15 protein-coding genes are annotated in these 15,441 nt (G+C 67.2%); 5 read left to right on the top strand and 10 right to left on the bottom strand.

Annotated features, from left to right (window positions below; all coding sequences use genetic code 11):
* The first annotated feature begins 22 nt into the window (after positions 1-22).
* Complete coding sequence (locus tag LE197_RS20380) at positions 23-796, top strand: enoyl-CoA hydratase (RefSeq protein WP_003101155.1); 774 nt, start codon at positions 23-25, stop codon at positions 794-796.
* A 411-nt stretch (positions 797-1,207) separates the two neighbouring features.
* Here LE197_RS20380 and pyk read toward each other — a convergent pair whose 3' ends face one another.
* The 3 genes from pyk to LE197_RS20365 all read right to left on the bottom strand — a co-directional run bounded on the left by pyk (position 1,208) and on the right by LE197_RS20365 (position 4,547).
* The gene (pyk, locus tag LE197_RS20375) at positions 1,208-2,659 is read right to left on the bottom strand and encodes a pyruvate kinase (protein ID WP_003093930.1); all 1,452 of its coding nucleotides are present in this window, start codon (positions 2,657-2,659) and stop codon (positions 1,208-1,210) included.
* A gap of 82 nt (positions 2,660-2,741) precedes the next feature.
* Entirely contained in the window at positions 2,742-3,656 is a 915-nt protein-coding gene (locus LE197_RS20370) for a universal stress protein (protein ID WP_003093926.1), read from the bottom strand.
* A gap of 84 nt (positions 3,657-3,740) precedes the next feature.
* Positions 3,741-4,547: a tetratricopeptide repeat protein gene (locus LE197_RS20365; RefSeq protein ID WP_023108732.1), complete on the bottom strand. Its 807-nt coding sequence runs from the start codon at positions 4,545-4,547 to the stop codon at positions 3,741-3,743.
* 93 nt (positions 4,548-4,640) lie between these two features.
* On the opposite strand from LE197_RS20365, the gene LE197_RS20360 reads away from it, so the two are divergent.
* The 3 genes from LE197_RS20360 (at position 4,641) to LE197_RS20350 (ending at position 5,969) form a co-directional block, all read left to right on the top strand.
* The gene (locus tag LE197_RS20360; protein WP_003120855.1) at positions 4,641-5,024 is read left to right on the top strand and encodes a tetratricopeptide repeat protein; all 384 of its coding nucleotides are present in this window, start codon (positions 4,641-4,643) and stop codon (positions 5,022-5,024) included.
* Between the two features lie 102 nt (positions 5,025-5,126).
* A complete protein-coding gene (locus LE197_RS20355; RefSeq protein ID WP_003093901.1) occupies positions 5,127-5,549 on the top strand; it encodes a DUF4124 domain-containing protein in 423 nt (140 codons plus the stop codon).
* A 60-nt stretch (positions 5,550-5,609) separates the two neighbouring features.
* Positions 5,610-5,969, top strand: a complete 360-nt coding sequence (locus LE197_RS20350; RefSeq protein WP_003093898.1) for a PilZ domain-containing protein — start codon at positions 5,610-5,612, stop codon at positions 5,967-5,969.
* A gap of 4 nt (positions 5,970-5,973) precedes the next feature.
* Here LE197_RS20350 and LE197_RS20345 read toward each other — a convergent pair whose 3' ends face one another.
* The 7 genes from LE197_RS20345 to LE197_RS20315 are packed head-to-tail and all read right to left on the bottom strand — an operon-like array spanning position 5,974 to position 13,699.
* A complete protein-coding gene (locus LE197_RS20345; RefSeq protein WP_003112779.1) occupies positions 5,974-7,305 on the bottom strand; it encodes a DUF58 domain-containing protein in 1,332 nt (443 codons plus the stop codon).
* Complete coding sequence (locus tag LE197_RS20340; protein WP_003112780.1) at positions 7,302-8,309, bottom strand: AAA family ATPase; 1,008 nt, start codon at positions 8,307-8,309, stop codon at positions 7,302-7,304. The genes LE197_RS20345 and LE197_RS20340 overlap by 4 nt, the downstream gene beginning before the upstream one ends.
* Positions 8,306-9,595, bottom strand: coding sequence for a DUF4350 domain-containing protein (locus LE197_RS20335; RefSeq protein ID WP_019681898.1), 1,290 nt, complete (start codon positions 9,593-9,595; stop codon positions 8,306-8,308). Before LE197_RS20335 ends, LE197_RS20340 begins: the two co-directional genes overlap by 4 nt.
* Positions 9,592-11,163: a DUF4129 domain-containing protein gene (locus tag LE197_RS20330; protein WP_023108731.1), complete on the bottom strand. Its 1,572-nt coding sequence runs from the start codon at positions 11,161-11,163 to the stop codon at positions 9,592-9,594. Before LE197_RS20330 ends, LE197_RS20335 begins: the two co-directional genes overlap by 4 nt.
* Complete coding sequence (locus LE197_RS20325; protein WP_003112783.1) at positions 11,150-12,130, bottom strand: stage II sporulation protein M; 981 nt, start codon at positions 12,128-12,130, stop codon at positions 11,150-11,152. Before LE197_RS20325 ends, LE197_RS20330 begins: the two co-directional genes overlap by 14 nt.
* On the bottom strand, positions 12,127-12,924 hold the full coding sequence (locus LE197_RS20320; RefSeq protein WP_003123273.1) for an RDD family protein: 798 nt from the start codon (positions 12,922-12,924) through the stop codon (positions 12,127-12,129). The genes LE197_RS20325 and LE197_RS20320 overlap by 4 nt, the downstream gene beginning before the upstream one ends.
* 37 nt (positions 12,925-12,961) lie before the next feature.
* Entirely contained in the window at positions 12,962-13,699 is a 738-nt protein-coding gene (locus tag LE197_RS20315; RefSeq protein ID WP_003101171.1) for a hypothetical protein, read from the bottom strand.
* A gap of 224 nt (positions 13,700-13,923) precedes the next feature.
* Between LE197_RS20315 and sbcB the strand changes: the two genes are divergently transcribed.
* Positions 13,924-15,366 (top strand): exodeoxyribonuclease I, encoded by a 1,443-nt coding sequence (gene sbcB, locus LE197_RS20310; RefSeq protein ID WP_003120852.1) that lies wholly within the window; start codon positions 13,924-13,926, stop codon positions 15,364-15,366.
* Positions 15,367-15,441: the final 75 nt, after the last annotated feature.

The raw sequence follows: 15,441 nt of genomic DNA, 5'->3' as shown, positions 1-15,441 counted from the left end.
GCGCCGCATCCCTGGAGTGACGATGAGCGAGCTGATTCGGGTCGAACGCGAAGCGGGGCTGCTGACCCTGCGCCTGGACCGCCAGGACAAGAAGAACGCGCTGACCCGCGCGATGTACAGTCGGATGGCCGAGGCGCTGCTGGAGGCGCAGGCCGATACGGCTGTGCGGGTAGTGCTGATCACTGGCGGCGATGCCTGCTTCACCAGCGGCAACGACATCCTCGACTTCCTCGAGCAACCGCCATCCCTGCGCGACAGCCCGGTCGGCCGCTTCATGAGCGCCCTGCTGGAATTCCCCAAGCCGGTGATCGCCGCGGTGAACGGACCGGCGGTGGGTATCGGCACCACCCTGCTGCTGCATTGCGACCTGGTCTTCGTCGGTCGCAATGCGCGATTGAAGATGCCGTTCGTCAACCTCGGCCTGACACCGGAGTTCGGCTCGAGCCTGATCCTGCCGCGCATGCTCGGTCATGCCAGGGCTGCGGAATTGCTGATGCTCGGCCAGGACTTCAGCGGCGAGCAGGCGGCGGCCTGGGGCCTGGCCAATGCGGCGCTGGAGGATGGCGCCACGGTGCTGGAGCACGCCCGCGATGCGGCCCGGCGCTTCCTGCACCTGGCGCCCTCGGCGGTAGTGGAGAGCAAGCGCCTGATGAAAGCGCCGTTTATCGAGGAGCTTCGCCGGGTGATCGCCGAGGAAGGCGATATCTTCAGTACCCGACTGCGCTCGCCCGAGGCGATCGAGGCGCTCAGCGCCTTCATGCACCGGCGCCAGCCGGATTTCTCCAGGTTCGCCTGAGCACACCGCTGTTGGGCCAGCGGAGCGACGATCCGTAGGGCGGATAACGCCCCAGGCGTTATTCGCCGCGATGCGGCTGAAACGGCGGATAACCGCGTAGCGGTTATTCGCCCTACACCAGGTTGGGCCAGCGGAGCGCCGGTCCGTAGGGCGGATAACGCCCCAGGCGTTATTCGCCGTGAGGCGTCTGAAATGGCGGATAACCGCGTAGCGGTTATTCGCCCTACACCACGTTGAGTTAGCGGAGCGCCGGTCCGTAGGGCGGATAACGCCCCAGGCGTTATTCGCCGCGATGCGGCTGAAACGGCGGATAACCGCGTAGCGGTTATTCGCCCTACACCACGTTGGGCCAGCGGGGCTCCGGTCCGTAGGGCGGATAACGCCCCAGGCGTTATCCGCCGCGACGTGCGCTTATACCAGCAGGTCGCCGACGTGCAGCACCTTCATGGTGTTGGTGCCGCCCTGGGCGGTGTAGCTGTCGCCCTTGGTCAGGATCACCCAGTCGCCCTTGGTCACCACGCCGCGCTTGAGCAACTCGTCGACCGCGGCCTGGCTGACCTTCTCCGCCGGCAGCGCCGCCGGGTCGAAGGGGATGGTTTCCACGCCGCGGAACATCGCCACGCGAGCCTGAGTCTCGCGGTGCGGGGAGTAGGCGTAGATCGGTACCGACGAGCGGATGCGCGACATGATCAGCGGGGTGAAGCCGCTTTCGGTCAGGCAGATGATCGCCTTGATCCCCGGGAAGTGGTTGGCCGTGTACATCGACGCCAGGGCGATGCTCTCGTCGCAGCGGTCGAAAGTCTGGCCGAGGCGGTGGCTGGATTTCTGGCTGGTCGGGTGCTTCTCGGCGCCCTGGCAGACGCGGGCCATGGCTTTCACCGCTTCCACCGGGTACTCGCCGGCGGCGCTTTCCGCCGAGAGCATCACCGCGTCGGTGTAGTCGAGCACGGCGTTGGCCACGTCGGAGACTTCCGCGCGGGTCGGCATCGGGCTGTGGATCATCGACTCCATCATCTGGGTCGCGGTGATCACCACTTTATTGTTGCGGCGGGCGTGCAGGATGATCTTCTTCTGGATGCCGACCAGCTCGGCATCGCCGATTTCCACGCCGAGGTCGCCACGGGCCACCATTACCGCGTCGCTGGCACGAATCAGGCCGTCGAGTGCGTCGTCGTCGGCGACCGCCTCGGCGCGCTCGATCTTGGCTACCAGCCAGGCCTTGCCTCCGGCCTCGGTGAGCAGGCGGCGGGCGTATTCCATGTCCTTGGCGTCGCGCGGAAAGGAAACGGCCACGTAGTCCAGGTCCATGTCCGCGGCCAGCTTGATGTCGGCCTTGTCCTTGTCGGTCAGCGCCGGCGCGGTGAGACCGCCGCCGCGGCGGTTGATGCCCTTGTGGTCGGACAGCGGGCCGCCGATCAGCACCCGGCAGCGCAGTTCGTCGGCGGCGACTTCCTCGACCACCATCACCACCCGGCCGTCGTCCAGCAGCAGTTCATCGCCGACCCCGCAGTCCTTCACCAGGTCCGGGTAGTCGATGCCGACCACTTCCTGGGTACCGGCGTCACGGGCGTGGCTGGTGGAGAAGCGGAACTTGTCGCCGACCTGCAATTCGATGCGCTTGTTGGCGAACTTGGCGATGCGGATCTTCGGTCCTTGCAGGTCGCCGAGCAGGGCGACGAAGCGGCCGTGCTTGGCCGCCAGTTCGCGCACCAGCCTGGCGCGGGCGCGGTGTTCATCGGGGGTGCCGTGGGAGAAGTTGAGGCGGGCGACGTCGATCCCGGCCAGGATCAGTTGCTCCAGCACTTCCGGGGAATTGCTGGCTGGGCCGAGGGTGGCGACGATTTTGGTGCGGCGAACGGACATGCAAAGGACTCCTTGGATAACGCTGGCGTGCAGGCTACCACCGGCGAGGCTCGGCGGCGACTGCGGAGTCATACTATCTGCATCAGATGTCATTTGTCGGTTTGAGCACCAGCAGGTCGCATTCCACCTCCTCCAGGACGCGTTCGGCGGTCTGCCCGATCAGTGCGTTGTCCAGGTGCCCCCGGGCGACCGCGCCCATCAGCAGCAGGTCGATGTCGTTGGCCCGGACGAAGTCGGGGATCGCCTGCTCGGCATAGCCGGCCAGCAGGTGGCGGCGCTCCGCGGCGATCTCCGGGTAGGCTGCCAGCAGGTCGTCGAAGGCCTGGCGGTGACGTTCCTCATGTTGCAGCACGAAACGCTCGTAGCCGGCGAGCATTTCCGCGTCGAACAGCAGGCTGCGCGGCATCGCCGCGTGGGTATGCAGGTAGTCGGCGCGCAGCCCCAGGCTGGCTTCGAGCTGGCGGGCGGCGGCGATCAGCCGGTGATCGAGGGCGGCCGGCTTGTCGCTGGCATGCAGCGGGTCGAGCGCCGCGCACAGGCGCTGGCCGCGCCAGGCGTCGTGATGGACCAGCCAGAGCGGCTGCGGGCAGTGGCGGATCAATTGCCAGTCGCTGTTGCCCAGTAGCAGGCGGCGCAGCAGGTTGTGCTTGCGGGTGCTCTTGAGGACCAGGTCGGGCCGGGTTTCGCCGACCCGTTGCAGGACCATCCGGTCCAGCGGCTTGCCCCACTGGGCCTCGACCTGAGTGCGGATGCCGGCCTGCTGCAGCGGCATGGAAAGCTGCTCCAGCCAGGTGACCCGTTCGTCCAGGTAAAGGTCGCGGGCACGCTGCAGCGAGTGACTGTCGAAGAACAGCCCGCCGTCCAGCGCCGGGTTGAAGTCGCACAGCAGCAACTCGACGCTGGCACCGCTGCGTTCGGCGATCCACTGGGCACGGGTAAGGGCCGGCTGTTCGTCGCTGCTCGGGTCGACGACCACCAGCAGGTTATGCAGGTTCATGGCAACGCTCCTGGCATTGGGCGGGAATGCCATTGCAGACCAGGCGCCGCGACGGGCGCTTGATCTGGGTCAGTCCGGCGGGGATCAGCGAGGTTGCACGTTGAGCGCCTGGTCGAGGTGCCGGCCGGCCTTGTTCGACAATTCGCCTTCAGGATAGTCGAGCAACTGGCGACGCAGGTATTCGATTGCCCTGTCGCGGTTCGGGTGCGGGTTGTCCGGCGCCAGGTACATCAGGCCGAGCTGGTAGAGGGCTTTTTCCTTTATACCGGCAGGAATCGCCGGATCGTTGACCGCCAGCAGGTAGAGCTCGGCGGCTTCGTCGACCCGATCCTTGAGCACCGCGCGGCGCGACAGCAGGGTCATGTCCGGGTCGAGGCTGGTCTTGTAGAGATCGAGGTTCTGCTGTGGCTTCCAGGTGGCGAGCAATTCGCGAGCGCTCTTCTGCACCGGCTCCCTGGCCCGCTGGCGCATTGCCAGCAGGCGCGCCTGGGCATGCTCGGCGGCGTGGGTGCCGGGGAACTCGCGGACCACGCGCTGGAAGTAGTCGGTGGCCTTGGCGTCGTCGCGCTGGTCGTTGTAGCGGCTCATGTAGATCAGGCCGATCTGGTACAGCGAGATACCGCGCACCTCGGCGCTGTAGCGGCGATTGTCGTAGCCGGTGAGGTAGAGCTTTTCCGCCTCGGCGCTCCTGTTGTCGCGGATCGCCATGGCGCTGTAGGTCAGCAGGTCGCCTTCCTCCTCGATGGCGGCGGTCATGCGGTTGCTCTTCATCTGCTTGTATTCGGCGACTTCGCCAGTGGTCACCTGGGCGACGAACAGCGGCGTGGTCGGCGAGCAGGCGGCCAGCAGCGACAGCAACGGGAGCAGGACGAGACGGCGGGCGAAGCGCATGGCATCTCCTTGGCGCCAGGGCGAGGGGCATCCCAGTCTAGTCAGGCCCTTCAGTCACGCCAATACGCGCCGATACAGTTCCCAACGGAGGATATGCCTATGCGAAGCTTGATCGTTGCCTGCCTGGCGCTGAGTGCCACCGGTTGTAACAGCTGGTCGCTGAACAGCGACCTGAACGGGGCCTACCGCGCCTACGACAAAGGCGATTGCGCACAGGTGATGCTCGACCTGTCGCGGGCCGAACGGCGGATTCGCGCGCGGCCCTACCTGCAGCCGGAAATCTCGCTGCTGCGCGGCCAGTGCCTGGAACGCCAGAGCCTGTTCGTCGACGCGGCGCAGACCTACCACTTCATCATCGCCCGTTACCCCACCAGCGAATATGCCTACCGTGCCAAGGCGCGGCTGGAGACGTTGCGCCAGCTGGGCCGGCTGAGCGAGACGCCGGCCTCGGCCAGCGCCGTGCCGACCCGCCTGTAGGCGGCCGGGAGGGATTGGACGGGCGTTCAGGCTGACCGTCGGTCGCATGGGACACCGGTCTATCCGGTAAGCTTCGCCCTGGATTTCACGGAGGAGGTTCGCATGCGTGCCCTGTGGTTCTGTGTCGCCCTGATGCCCGTGCTGGCGCAGGCGGACATCTATCGCTGGACCGATGCCCAGGGCAAGGTACACTTCTCCGCCACGCCACCGGCCGGCGCGCAACGCGTCGAAGTCAGGCCGCAGGTGGTGGAACGTGACGCCGCGACCCGCCAGCGCGAGCAGCGCACCCAGGAGTATTTCGATGCTCGTCGCGAGGAACGCACCGCCGCCGCCGAACGTGCCGGCCAGCGCCAGGCTGCGCTGGCCGAGGAATGCGGGCGCTTGCGGCAACAGTTGTCCCAGCTCGAACGCGGCGGCCGCTTCTATCGGCAGGACGCCGGCGGCGGGCCGGTTTATCTGAGCGATGCCGAGCTGGACGCCATTCGTCGCGAACTGGCCTCGCGGGAGTCCGAACGCTGCCGCTGAGCTTGTTCCCCGAGCGCCGGCATCGTCATACTGGACTGCAAATCATAGCGAAATGCCATTATGGGTCTTCAACGACATATCCAGCGCCATCAGTTGCCCAGCTACCTGAAGGTGTTCAATCGCATCACCGATAAGCCGATGGGCTACATCGGCAACGTCTCCGAGGACGGCCTGCTGCTGATCAGCCAATTGCCGATGCTGGTCGGCGCGCGTTTCGAACTGCGCCTGAAGGTTCCGGGACTGGGCGGTCGCCCGCAATGCATCGATTTTTCCGCCGACTGCCGGTGGACCTGCGAGGACGTCACGCCCGGTCATTTCGATTCCGGCTTCCACCTGCTGGCGCCGCCCGCCGAATTCCTCGAACTGGTGGAGGCCCTGCGCCGCTACTTCAGCTTCCCCCGCCAGCCGCAGTCGGTCTGATCCGTCAAAGCACGCCGGCGCGCTTCCAGCCCAGGTAGCGGCTGATCAGCTCCGGCCCGAGTTCGCTGGGACGAGCATCGAGCACTGGCACGCCGTGGGCCGCGAGCTTCTCGTGGAGGCCGTTGCGCGCATTCAGGTAGTCGATGGTGCCGGTGTAGGCGAGCGCCTGCTCGTAGCGGGCGACCGGCTCGTGGCGCAGGGTGTCGAGCACTTCCTCGCGCAGGCTGGCGACCAGCACCCGGTGCTGGCGGCCCAGGCGTTTCACCGCGCCGAGCAGTTCTTCGTCGTCCTCGTCGCGCAGGTTGGTTACCAGGATCACCAGGGCCCGCCGCCGCTGGCGGGACAGCACCGCCTGCACGGCTTCCGGGAAATCGGCGGGACGCTGGCTGGTCTGCAGGTCGTAGACGGTGTTGAGCAGCGCGCCGAGCTGGGCGCTGCCCTTGCCCGGCGGGAGATGCCGGCGGTCGTCGCCGGCGAAGGTCATGGCGCCCACCGCGTCGCCCTGGCGCAGGGCCACGTAGGCCAGCAGCAGGCTGGCGTTGAGGGCATGGTCGAAGTGCGACAGGTCGCCGTCCTGGCTGCGCATGCGGCGGCCGCAGTCGAGCAGGAAGAGGATCTGCTGGTCGCGTTCGTCCTGGTATTCGCGGGCGATCGGCGTGCGTTTGCGAGCGGTGGCCTTCCAGTCGATCTGGCGCAGGGTGTCGCCGTCGCGGAATTCGCGCAACTGGTGGAACTCCAGGCCGAGGCCGCGGCGCTGGCCGCCGCGTACGCCGATCTGGTTGAGCCAGTGGTCGACCGCCATCAGTTCGGCGCCGTAGAGGCGGGCGAAGTCCGGGTAGACGCGGGTCTCGCCGCGTGCTTCCAGGTAGCGGCGCTGCCGCCACAGGCGCAGCGGGCTGGGCAGTTCCAGCTCGCAGCGGGGAAACACGAAGTGACCGCGGTTGAGCGGCCGCACCCGGTAGCCGACCTCGGTGCTTTCGCCCGGGCGCAGTTCGACCTCCTGCGGCAGGTACTCGAAATCCATGCCGGCCGGCAGGTGATCGAACAGGGTCAGGCGAACCGGACGCCGATAGGTGTGCTGCAGATGCAGACGCACTTCGCTCCAGCGCCCCAGCGGCAGGTTGCCGCTGAGCTGGCGGCTCAGCTTCGGCACCGCCTGGCGGCGCGCCCACAGGGCGTCCAGCAGGCCGAGCAGGAGCAGCGCGGCGAGCGCCGCCCACCAGAATGTATGCAGTTGCGCAGGCAACCGCTGGCCGAGCGCCGACAGGCTGCCCAGGCCGATGGCCAGCAGCAGGAGCGCGGCGAACAGCGCCAGCAGGGCGCGCGATGGCTTCATACGCGGGGGGCCGGTACCTGGTCGAGCAACTGTTGCAGGACCTGGTCCACCGACAGCCCCTCGATATCCAGCTCCGGAGACAGCCGGACCCGATGGCGCAGGACCGCCAGGGCACAGCCCTTGATGTCGTCCGGCACCACGAACTCGCCGCCGCGCAGCAGCGCCCGCGCCCGGCCGCAACGGACCAGGGCGATCGACGCGCGAGGTCCGGCGCCGAGGGCCAGGCCCGGCCAGTTGCGGGTGGTGCGGGCCAGGCGCACGGCATAGTCGAGGACCTGGTCGTCGATCGGCAGGTCGCTGGCGATCCGCTGCAGGGCGAGAACGTCCTTGTCCTTCAGCAGCGGCCGCAGGTTGGCCACGTCGAGCATGTCGCTGCGCGCGGAGCGGGTCACCTGGCGCACCAGGGTCTGTTCCTCGGCTTCGGCCGGGTAATCGATGCGCAGCTTGAGCATGAAGCGGTCGAGTTCGGCTTCCGGCAGCGGATAGGTGCCTTCCTGCTCGATCGGGTTCTGCGTCGCCAGCACCATGAACGGCTGCGGCACCGGCAGGGCGCGTCCTTCCAGGGTGACCTGGCGCTCCTGCATCACTTCCAGGAGGGCGGCCTGGGTCTTGGCCGGCGCGCGGTTGATCTCGTCCGCCAGCAGCAGGTGGGTGAACACCGGCCCCTTGCGCAGCTTGAACTGCTCGCTGGCGAGGTCGTATACGGCGTGGCCGGTGACGTCGCTGGGCATCAGGTCGGGGGTGAACTGGATGCGCGCGAAGCCGCCGTCGAAGCAGCGCGCCAGGGCGCGTACCAGCAGGGTCTTGCCGAGCCCCGGCACGCCTTCCACCAGCACGTGGCCGCCGGCGAGCAACGCGGTGAGCACGTCGTCGATCACTGCGCCCTGGCCGATCAGGGCTTTCTGCAGTTCGGTGCGCAGGGCCTGGGCCAGCTGGCTGGCGCGCTGGCGCTGGAGCGCCGGGTTGGGCGCGGTGCTCGGTTGTTCGGGCGTCTGTTCGCTCATAGGGCATTCCTGAGGCTTTGCAGGTGGGCGACCTGGCGGGTGAAGTCGGCAGCGGAAAGGCGCTGCGCCGGATATGGGCGCATGGCCTGGCTGATGGCGCTGGGTGGCAGGCGGGTCATGCGCCCGAGGATCTGCCATTGCTCGGCGACGCCGAGCTGTTCGAAACCGGGGTGGCGACGCCGCGCCCTGCGCAGGATGTCGCGTTGCAGACCGTGCAGCAAGGCGACGTGGCCGCGCTGGCGGAGGAGGAAGTCGGCGCCGGCGCGCAGGTGTTCCTCCAGTTGCCGGCGCGAACGGCTGGCCACCGGCTGCAAGGGACCCTGGCGCAGCCCTGCGCGCCACAGGCCGGCGAGCAACAGCAGCAGCGCTGCCGCCAGGGCCTCGGGGAAGTGGCGGGCGAGCAGGGTGGCGAGGCTGTCGCGTTCGGCGCGGTAGAGCAGGGTCACCTGGTTGTCCTGGGTCAGGTACCAGAGCAGCCAGGCGTTGTCGTACTGCTCGATGTTGCGGTTCTGCCAGATCCAGGCGTCGGTGAGCACCGTGACCAGGCCCTTGCCGTGCTGCATCTGCAACAGGTGGGTGGCGTCGCCGCTGTTGGCCCAGGCGTAGGCGTGGTTCTGCGGATCGTAGAGGTGGTAGTCGGGATCGAAGCCGATGTAGGCCGGCGAGCGCTCGTTTTCCAGGTACAGGCGGGTCAGTGCGGAATAGTCCGGCACGCTGTCGGCGGGCTCTTCTTCCTCGCCGGCGGTGTCCTCCGGCGGCGCTTCGGTCGCGTGGTCGTCGACGCTACCTTCGTCGGCGTCGGCGTCGGCGTCGGCGTCGGCGTCGGCGGTTTCCTCGCTGGCCCGGTCCTGGCTGTCGTCGAAGTCCTCGGTCAGGTACTGGCGGATATCCAGGCTGTCGAGCAGCAGGTCGCCGCTCTTCTTCTCGTCCTCGTCCCACAGGCGTTCGGCGATCAGCACCAGGTGCCCGCCCTGCTCGCTCCATTGCAGCAGGCGGCGAGCCTGGCCGGGAGTCATGCCGGAGCGGCTGCCGAGCAGGAGCAGGGTATGCCCGGAGGGCGGCAGCTCCTTGAGGACCTCAAGGCCGTCGGCGCGGCTCACCGTGACCCCCTGCTTGCGCAGGAACAGTTCGGCGGCCAGGTAGGGATTGCGCCGGGCCTCCGGCGATGGGCCGAGGTCGATCGTCTCCGTATAGGGTTGCAGGCGGCTGGCCAGGAAGATCGCCAGCAGCCCGGCCAGCAGCAGGAGCACGGCCAGCAGCAGGAAGCGCGCGCGCCGGCTCATCATGGCTTGGCTCCCGCGGCGAAAAGGCTGCGCCAGCCGTCGCAGAGGCGCTGGCGAGCGTCGTCGGCCGGCAGCCGGTGGCCGTAGGCGAGCGCCTGCCATTGGGCGGTCAGCAGTTGGCTGTAGTGCAGCAGCGGCCGTTGTTGCTCCAGTCCTTCGACCAGGCGCAGGACCTCGCCCTCGGTATGGGAGCCCTTCAACGGCAGGCGGTAGTCATGCAGCAGTCGGCTGAGCAGCCCGCGGTAGAGCAGGCCGAGGGCTTCCCGTGGTTTCTCGTTCCAGAGCCGTTCGGCGTTGCCGGCGATGTCGTCGGGCAGGCTTTCCGGACTGAGATCGAGGCCGAACATCACCGTCGGCGCTTCGCGGCGGGCCCGTTGCGGCAAGCCCAGGTTGCCGACGAACAGGCGCAGCCATTCACGGTAGCGCCAGACCAGCAGGAACACCGCGCTGAACAGCAGCGCCCAGAGCAGCACTTCGATGACCTGCGCCGCGTGACGGAACGGCACCCAGTTGGCCAGGGCCTCGAAGAATGCCTTGAGCCGCTCTTCGTCCTCCTTGCGGCTGTCCTTTTTCTCGGTCTTGTCGCCGAAGCGCCAGCCCGTAACGGTCTCGCTGTTCTTGAACGGCGCGCCGTCGACGATCGCCCGGATCTGCTTGCCGGCCTGTTCGCTGTTGAGTTTCTGCCGCAGCAGGCGGGCCTGCTCGGGCGGCAGCTCGGCTTCGCCGGCGCTGGTGGCGGCCGCCGGCTCGGCATAGGCGGAAGGGGCGGGCAGCCAGGCCAGCGAAGCGGTCAGGCCGAGCAGCAGGACATAGGCGCTGCCGACCAGACGCTGGCGCAGGCGGCGGAACACCAGCTCGATGTCCCAGGCCTCCAGTTCGGTGCGTCGGTTCAGGTAGAGGGTGAAGCCGCAGGCCACGTAGATCGGCTCCCAGACTACCAGCACCAGGACGTAGAGCAGGTTCGACAGGTGCTCCAGCCAGAGCCACTCGCCGGCTTCCGGGTCGAGCAGGCTCTGCCAGTTCCAGTCGATCTCGTTCTGCGCCGGGATCAGCAGGTAGAGAAGCATGGCGAAGCCGGCCCAGAGCGCCATTTCCAGGTGCACGCCGACCACGGTCAGCCAGGTCGCGCCGCCGGCGTTGCGCTGGGACAATACGATCAGGCGCTGGCTGCGGGGCTCCCCGGCGAGTCCTTCCAGTTGCAGGACCGGCAGGTCGAAGCTGCGCGTCGGACTGAAGCGGCGCCACAGCAGGCTGGCCGGCAACTGCTTCCTCAGCAGGGCGGGATAGGCGCGCAGGGCCTGCCTCAGGGTTGGCGTATCGCCGAACAGGGCGTGCGAGAGAATATACAGCGGCAGTCGTTCGAAGGCCGGCTTGAGCCACCAGAAGATCAGGATCGCCAGGGGCGGATGCTGCCACAGCAGGAGGCTGAGCACGGCGAACAGCGGCAGGGTCAGCAACGCCCAGCTGCCCATCAGCAGGCGCGCATGGCGATGCGCCAGGAGGATGCCGAGGTCGAGCGCTTCCCAGGCGCTGCGCGGGCGGATCGCCACGCTGGCGTCAGTCAGGCGCATGGCGGCTCCGTCCGGCGAACAGGAAGTAGCTGCCGACCAGCAGCCAGAGGACCGCGCCGACCGCGTACTTCACCCGCGGCTCGAAATGACTGATGGAAGACCAATAGGCCTCGGTGAAGGCCGCCAGCAGCAACAGCACGATCACCCCGGCGATCAGTTGCACGCTGCGCCGGGCGGCCAGCCGCAGGGCTTCGCCGCGGGTCAGGCGACCTGGCGCGAGCAGCGCCCAGCCGAGCTTGAGGCCGGCGGCGCCGGCGAAGGTGATGGCGGTCAGTTCGAACGCGCCGTGGCCGATGACGAACGGCCAGAAGGTCTGCACGTAGCCGATCTGCGTCAGGTGGCCGGCCACCGAACCGATCATCAGGCCATTGAACAGCAGGAAGAACAGGCTGCCGAGTCCCAGCAGCACGCCGCTGGCGAAGGTCTGAAAGGCGATGCCGATGTTGTTCATGATATAGAAGCCGAACATTTCCCAGTCGTCGCTGGTGTCGCGTGCCCCCAACGGACCCAGGCGGGTGGTTTCCGGGGCGTACATAGACTCCATCTCGCTGACCTTGTCCGGGCTGACCACGCTGTAGATCAGGTCGGGAAAGTGATAGACCAGCAGCCCCATGAGCAGGGCGCTGCCGTAGAACAGCAGGCTGGCCACGGCGATGCTGCGCCACTCCTCGCGGACCAGGCGCGGCAGGCCGGCGAGCAGGAAGCCGAGGATGCGGCTGCCGAGGTGGCTGCGGTGCCGGTAGAACTGCTGGTGGCCGCGCATCGCCAGTTGCTGCAACTGGTCGATCAGGTGACTGCTGTAGCCGCGCTCCTGGGCCAGCGCCAGTTGCTGGCAGAGGCGCCGGTAATCGGCGGCGAAGTCGTCGCTGGAGCCTTCCAGCTTCTTGCCTTTCTCGAGGAAGGCGAGGCGTTTGTCGAAGCGTAGCCAGGCGGCCTGGTGGCGCTGTTCGAAGAGGCTCTGTTTCATGCGCTCTCCTGACGCAGGCCGAGAAAGCCGCGGGCGATGCCGTTGATCTCGGCCTGGGCGCGTACCGGCTCGACGCCCAGCGGTTCGGCGAGAATGCCCGCCAGTTCCTCGCGGCGTGCCGAGGAAAGCGCCGCGCCGCGTTCGGCGAAACCGAGGAAGGCGCGCTGTTCTTCCAGGCTCATGGGGAAGGGCGGCAGTTGCGGCTCGACGTCAGGCAGGCTGGGCCGGCTCAGTTCGGGTTCGCGGTAGACCACCAGGGTGCCGGCGGCGATGTCGCCCAGGCGCTTGAAGGCCGGATGGTTCAGGCAACAGAGCAGACCGAGGGCGTAGCCGAAGGGCAGGATGTCGGCGAAGCGCAGCAGGTTGCGCAGCAGCGACGCGGCCCAGCCCACCGGAGTGCCGTCGTCGTGGACGACGCGCAGTCCCATCATCTGCTTGCCGGGCGAGCGGCCCTGGTTGAGCACCTCGAAGAGGACCATGTACCACCAGGTCATGATGAAGGTCAGCAGCAGGCCGAGGCCGGCGCCGAGCTTGCCGAGGAACGCCAGGCCGAGCATCAGCACCAGCATGATCAGGCCGCGGATGCAGAGGTCGATGGTATAGGCCAGGGCCCGGGGGACGACGCCGGCGGGACGCAGGAGCAGGTCGATGCCTTCCGGCGTTTCCACGTGGTAGTGGGTGTCGAGGACCTCGGCGCCTGGCCGGGAGGCGGGCGCGACGAGGCGGGCGGCTGCGTTCGGTGGCATCGGGGGGCCGTGTCGGGGAAAGTCAGATGCTAGCCAGCGTGGCGTCATCAGGCAACCGGGCCGCCGCGACGGCCCGGTCTGCACCTCAGTTGCCCAGCGGGCGAACGCCGAAGATGGTGCGGTAGAGAATACCCATGGAGACGACGAACAGCGGGCCGGTCCAGATCAGGCCGATGAACAGCGGGATCATGCTCACCAGCATCAGCAGGCTCAGCACCAGCAGCAGGCCGAACACCTTGAACCAGTGGCGGCTGATGGCCTTGCGCGAGGTTTCCAGGGCCTGCCAGGGCGTCAGGCCGCGCTCGGCCACCAGCGGCAGGGCGAGCATGTAGGCGACGCTCAGGTAGAGACCGGGGATGATCAGCAGGAAGAAGCCGACGTAGACCATCAGCATCATCAGCAGGCCGGTGAGCAGCAGCGGCACCAGCATGCCGAAGTAGTTGAACATTTCGTTGAAGGTCGCCGGCTGGTCGGCGGCGCGGCGGATGCCGATCATGGTCAGGCCGGTGAAGAACGGGTAGCCCACCGCCGTGGCGACCAGGCTGGCGATCATCTGGCCGACCGCGAAGGCGATGGGATCGGCCTCGCTCATCAGGCCGATACCGCCGAAGAGCAGGGTGAGGATGAAGGTGATGGTCTGGATCACCACGCTGTAGACCACGAAGGCGCCGATCAGGATGCCTTTGACGCCCTTGATCTTGGCCCAGGCTTCGCTGATCACGTCGCCGATGCGGAAGTCGTAGTCGCCGATGACCGGCGGCACCGCCTGGGTCGGTTGCAGGGCGCTGGCGGGGGTGGCGTAGGGATTGCTGGTGTCGTTCATGGTGCTGTCCTTGTCAGTGAAACGGGCATCCGTGCGAGCGGAATGCTAGCGAGGGCGAAGGGGACAACGCAAGGTTCGGATGGCAGATATGCGCACTGACGCGCCCTGGCGGGCCGTGCCTACGGCGCTTTCCGTGAGTTCGTTGGAAAACCTGGAAATCCCCGAAGTGGGTCGCGAGCTTCGCGGCAGTCACTGGTAGACTGCCCGGTGCCGCCAGAAAGGGAATGACCGTGAACGCGAGTATTTTTTGGTACGACTACGAAACCACCGGCATCGACCCTCGCCGCGACCGGCCGTTGCAGATCGCCGGGATCCGCACGGACGAGGCGCTGAACGAGATCGGCGAGCCGATGAACCTGTATTGCCGTCCCAGCGACGATATCCTGCCCCACCCTATGGCTTGCCTGATCACCGGCATCACTCCCCAGCGGCTGGCCGAGCGGGGGCTGTCCGAGGCCGACTTCATGACCCGGGTACACGCCCAGCTGGCGCAGCCGGCGACCTGCGTGGCCGGCTACAACTCCCTGCGCTTCGACGACGAAGTGACGCGCTACAGCCTGTACCGCAACTTCTTCGATCCCTACGCCCGCGAGTGGCAAGGCGGCAATAGCCGCTGGGACCTGATCGACATGGTCCGTACCGCCTATGCCCTGCGCCCGGAGGGCATCCAGTGGCCGCAGCTGGACGGCCGGCTGTCGCTGAAGCTGGAAATGCTCACCGCGGCGAACGGCCTGGAGCATGGGCAGGCCCACGACGCGCTTTCCGATGTCCGCGCCACCATTGCCCTGGCCCGCCTGATCCGTCAGCGCCAGCCGCGCCTGTACGATTACCTCTACCAGTTGCGCAGCAAGCACAAGGTGCTCGACCAGGTGCGCCTGCTGCAGCCGCTGGTGCATGTCTCCGGACGCTTTTCCGCGGAGCGCCATTTCCTCTCGGTGGTCCTGCCGCTGGCCTGGCACCCGCGCAACCGCAATGCTCTGATCGTCTGCGACCTCTGCGCCGATCCCGCGCCGCTGCTGGAGTTGTCGGCCGAGGACTTGCGCAGGCGCCTGTATACCCGTCGCGACGAACTGGCCGAGGGCGAGTTGCCGGTGCCGCTGAAGCAGATCCAGGTCAACCGTTGCCCGGTGGTGGCGCCGCTGTCGGTATTGCGCGCCGAGGATCGCCAGCGAACCGGCATCGAACTCGAGGAGTGCCAGCGAAAAGCCGAGCTGTTGCGCCAGCATCAAACCGTCTGGGCGGACAAACTGACAGCGCTATATGGCGAAGAAAGTTTCTCCGCCAGCGACGACCCCGAGCAACAGTTGTATGACGGATTTATTGGCGATCGGGATCGACGCCTTTGTGAACAGCTGCGCCTTGCCGAACCGGAGCAATTGGCCAAAGAACAATGGCCCTTCGACGATGCCCGTTTGCAGGAGTTGTTCTTTCGCTATCGTGCGCGAAATTTCCCGGAAACTTTAAATGTGGCCGAGCGCCAACAATGGGAAAGCTTCTGCCGCAATCGTTTGTCCCATGAAGAATACGGCGCACCGAATACTTTGCCGGCCTTCGAGGCGGCGCTGGAGGCTTGTCGGCAAGAGCAGGGCGGCACATTGCCGGCGGTACTTGCGGCCTGGCGCGATTACGCCGCGGAACTGCGTCAACGCTATTCGCTGGAGACTTGAGGGCGCAGGCAGAGGAGCCGATACAATCCGGCGGAAATGAAAAACGCCAGCACTGGGCTGGCGTTCTTCGTGGAA

It is taken from the genome of Pseudomonas sp. PS1(2021), assembly GCF_020405165.1.
GTDB classification, from domain to species: domain Bacteria; phylum Pseudomonadota; class Gammaproteobacteria; order Pseudomonadales; family Pseudomonadaceae; genus Pseudomonas; species Pseudomonas aeruginosa.
This window is presented reverse-complemented; position numbering and strand designations above follow the sequence as displayed.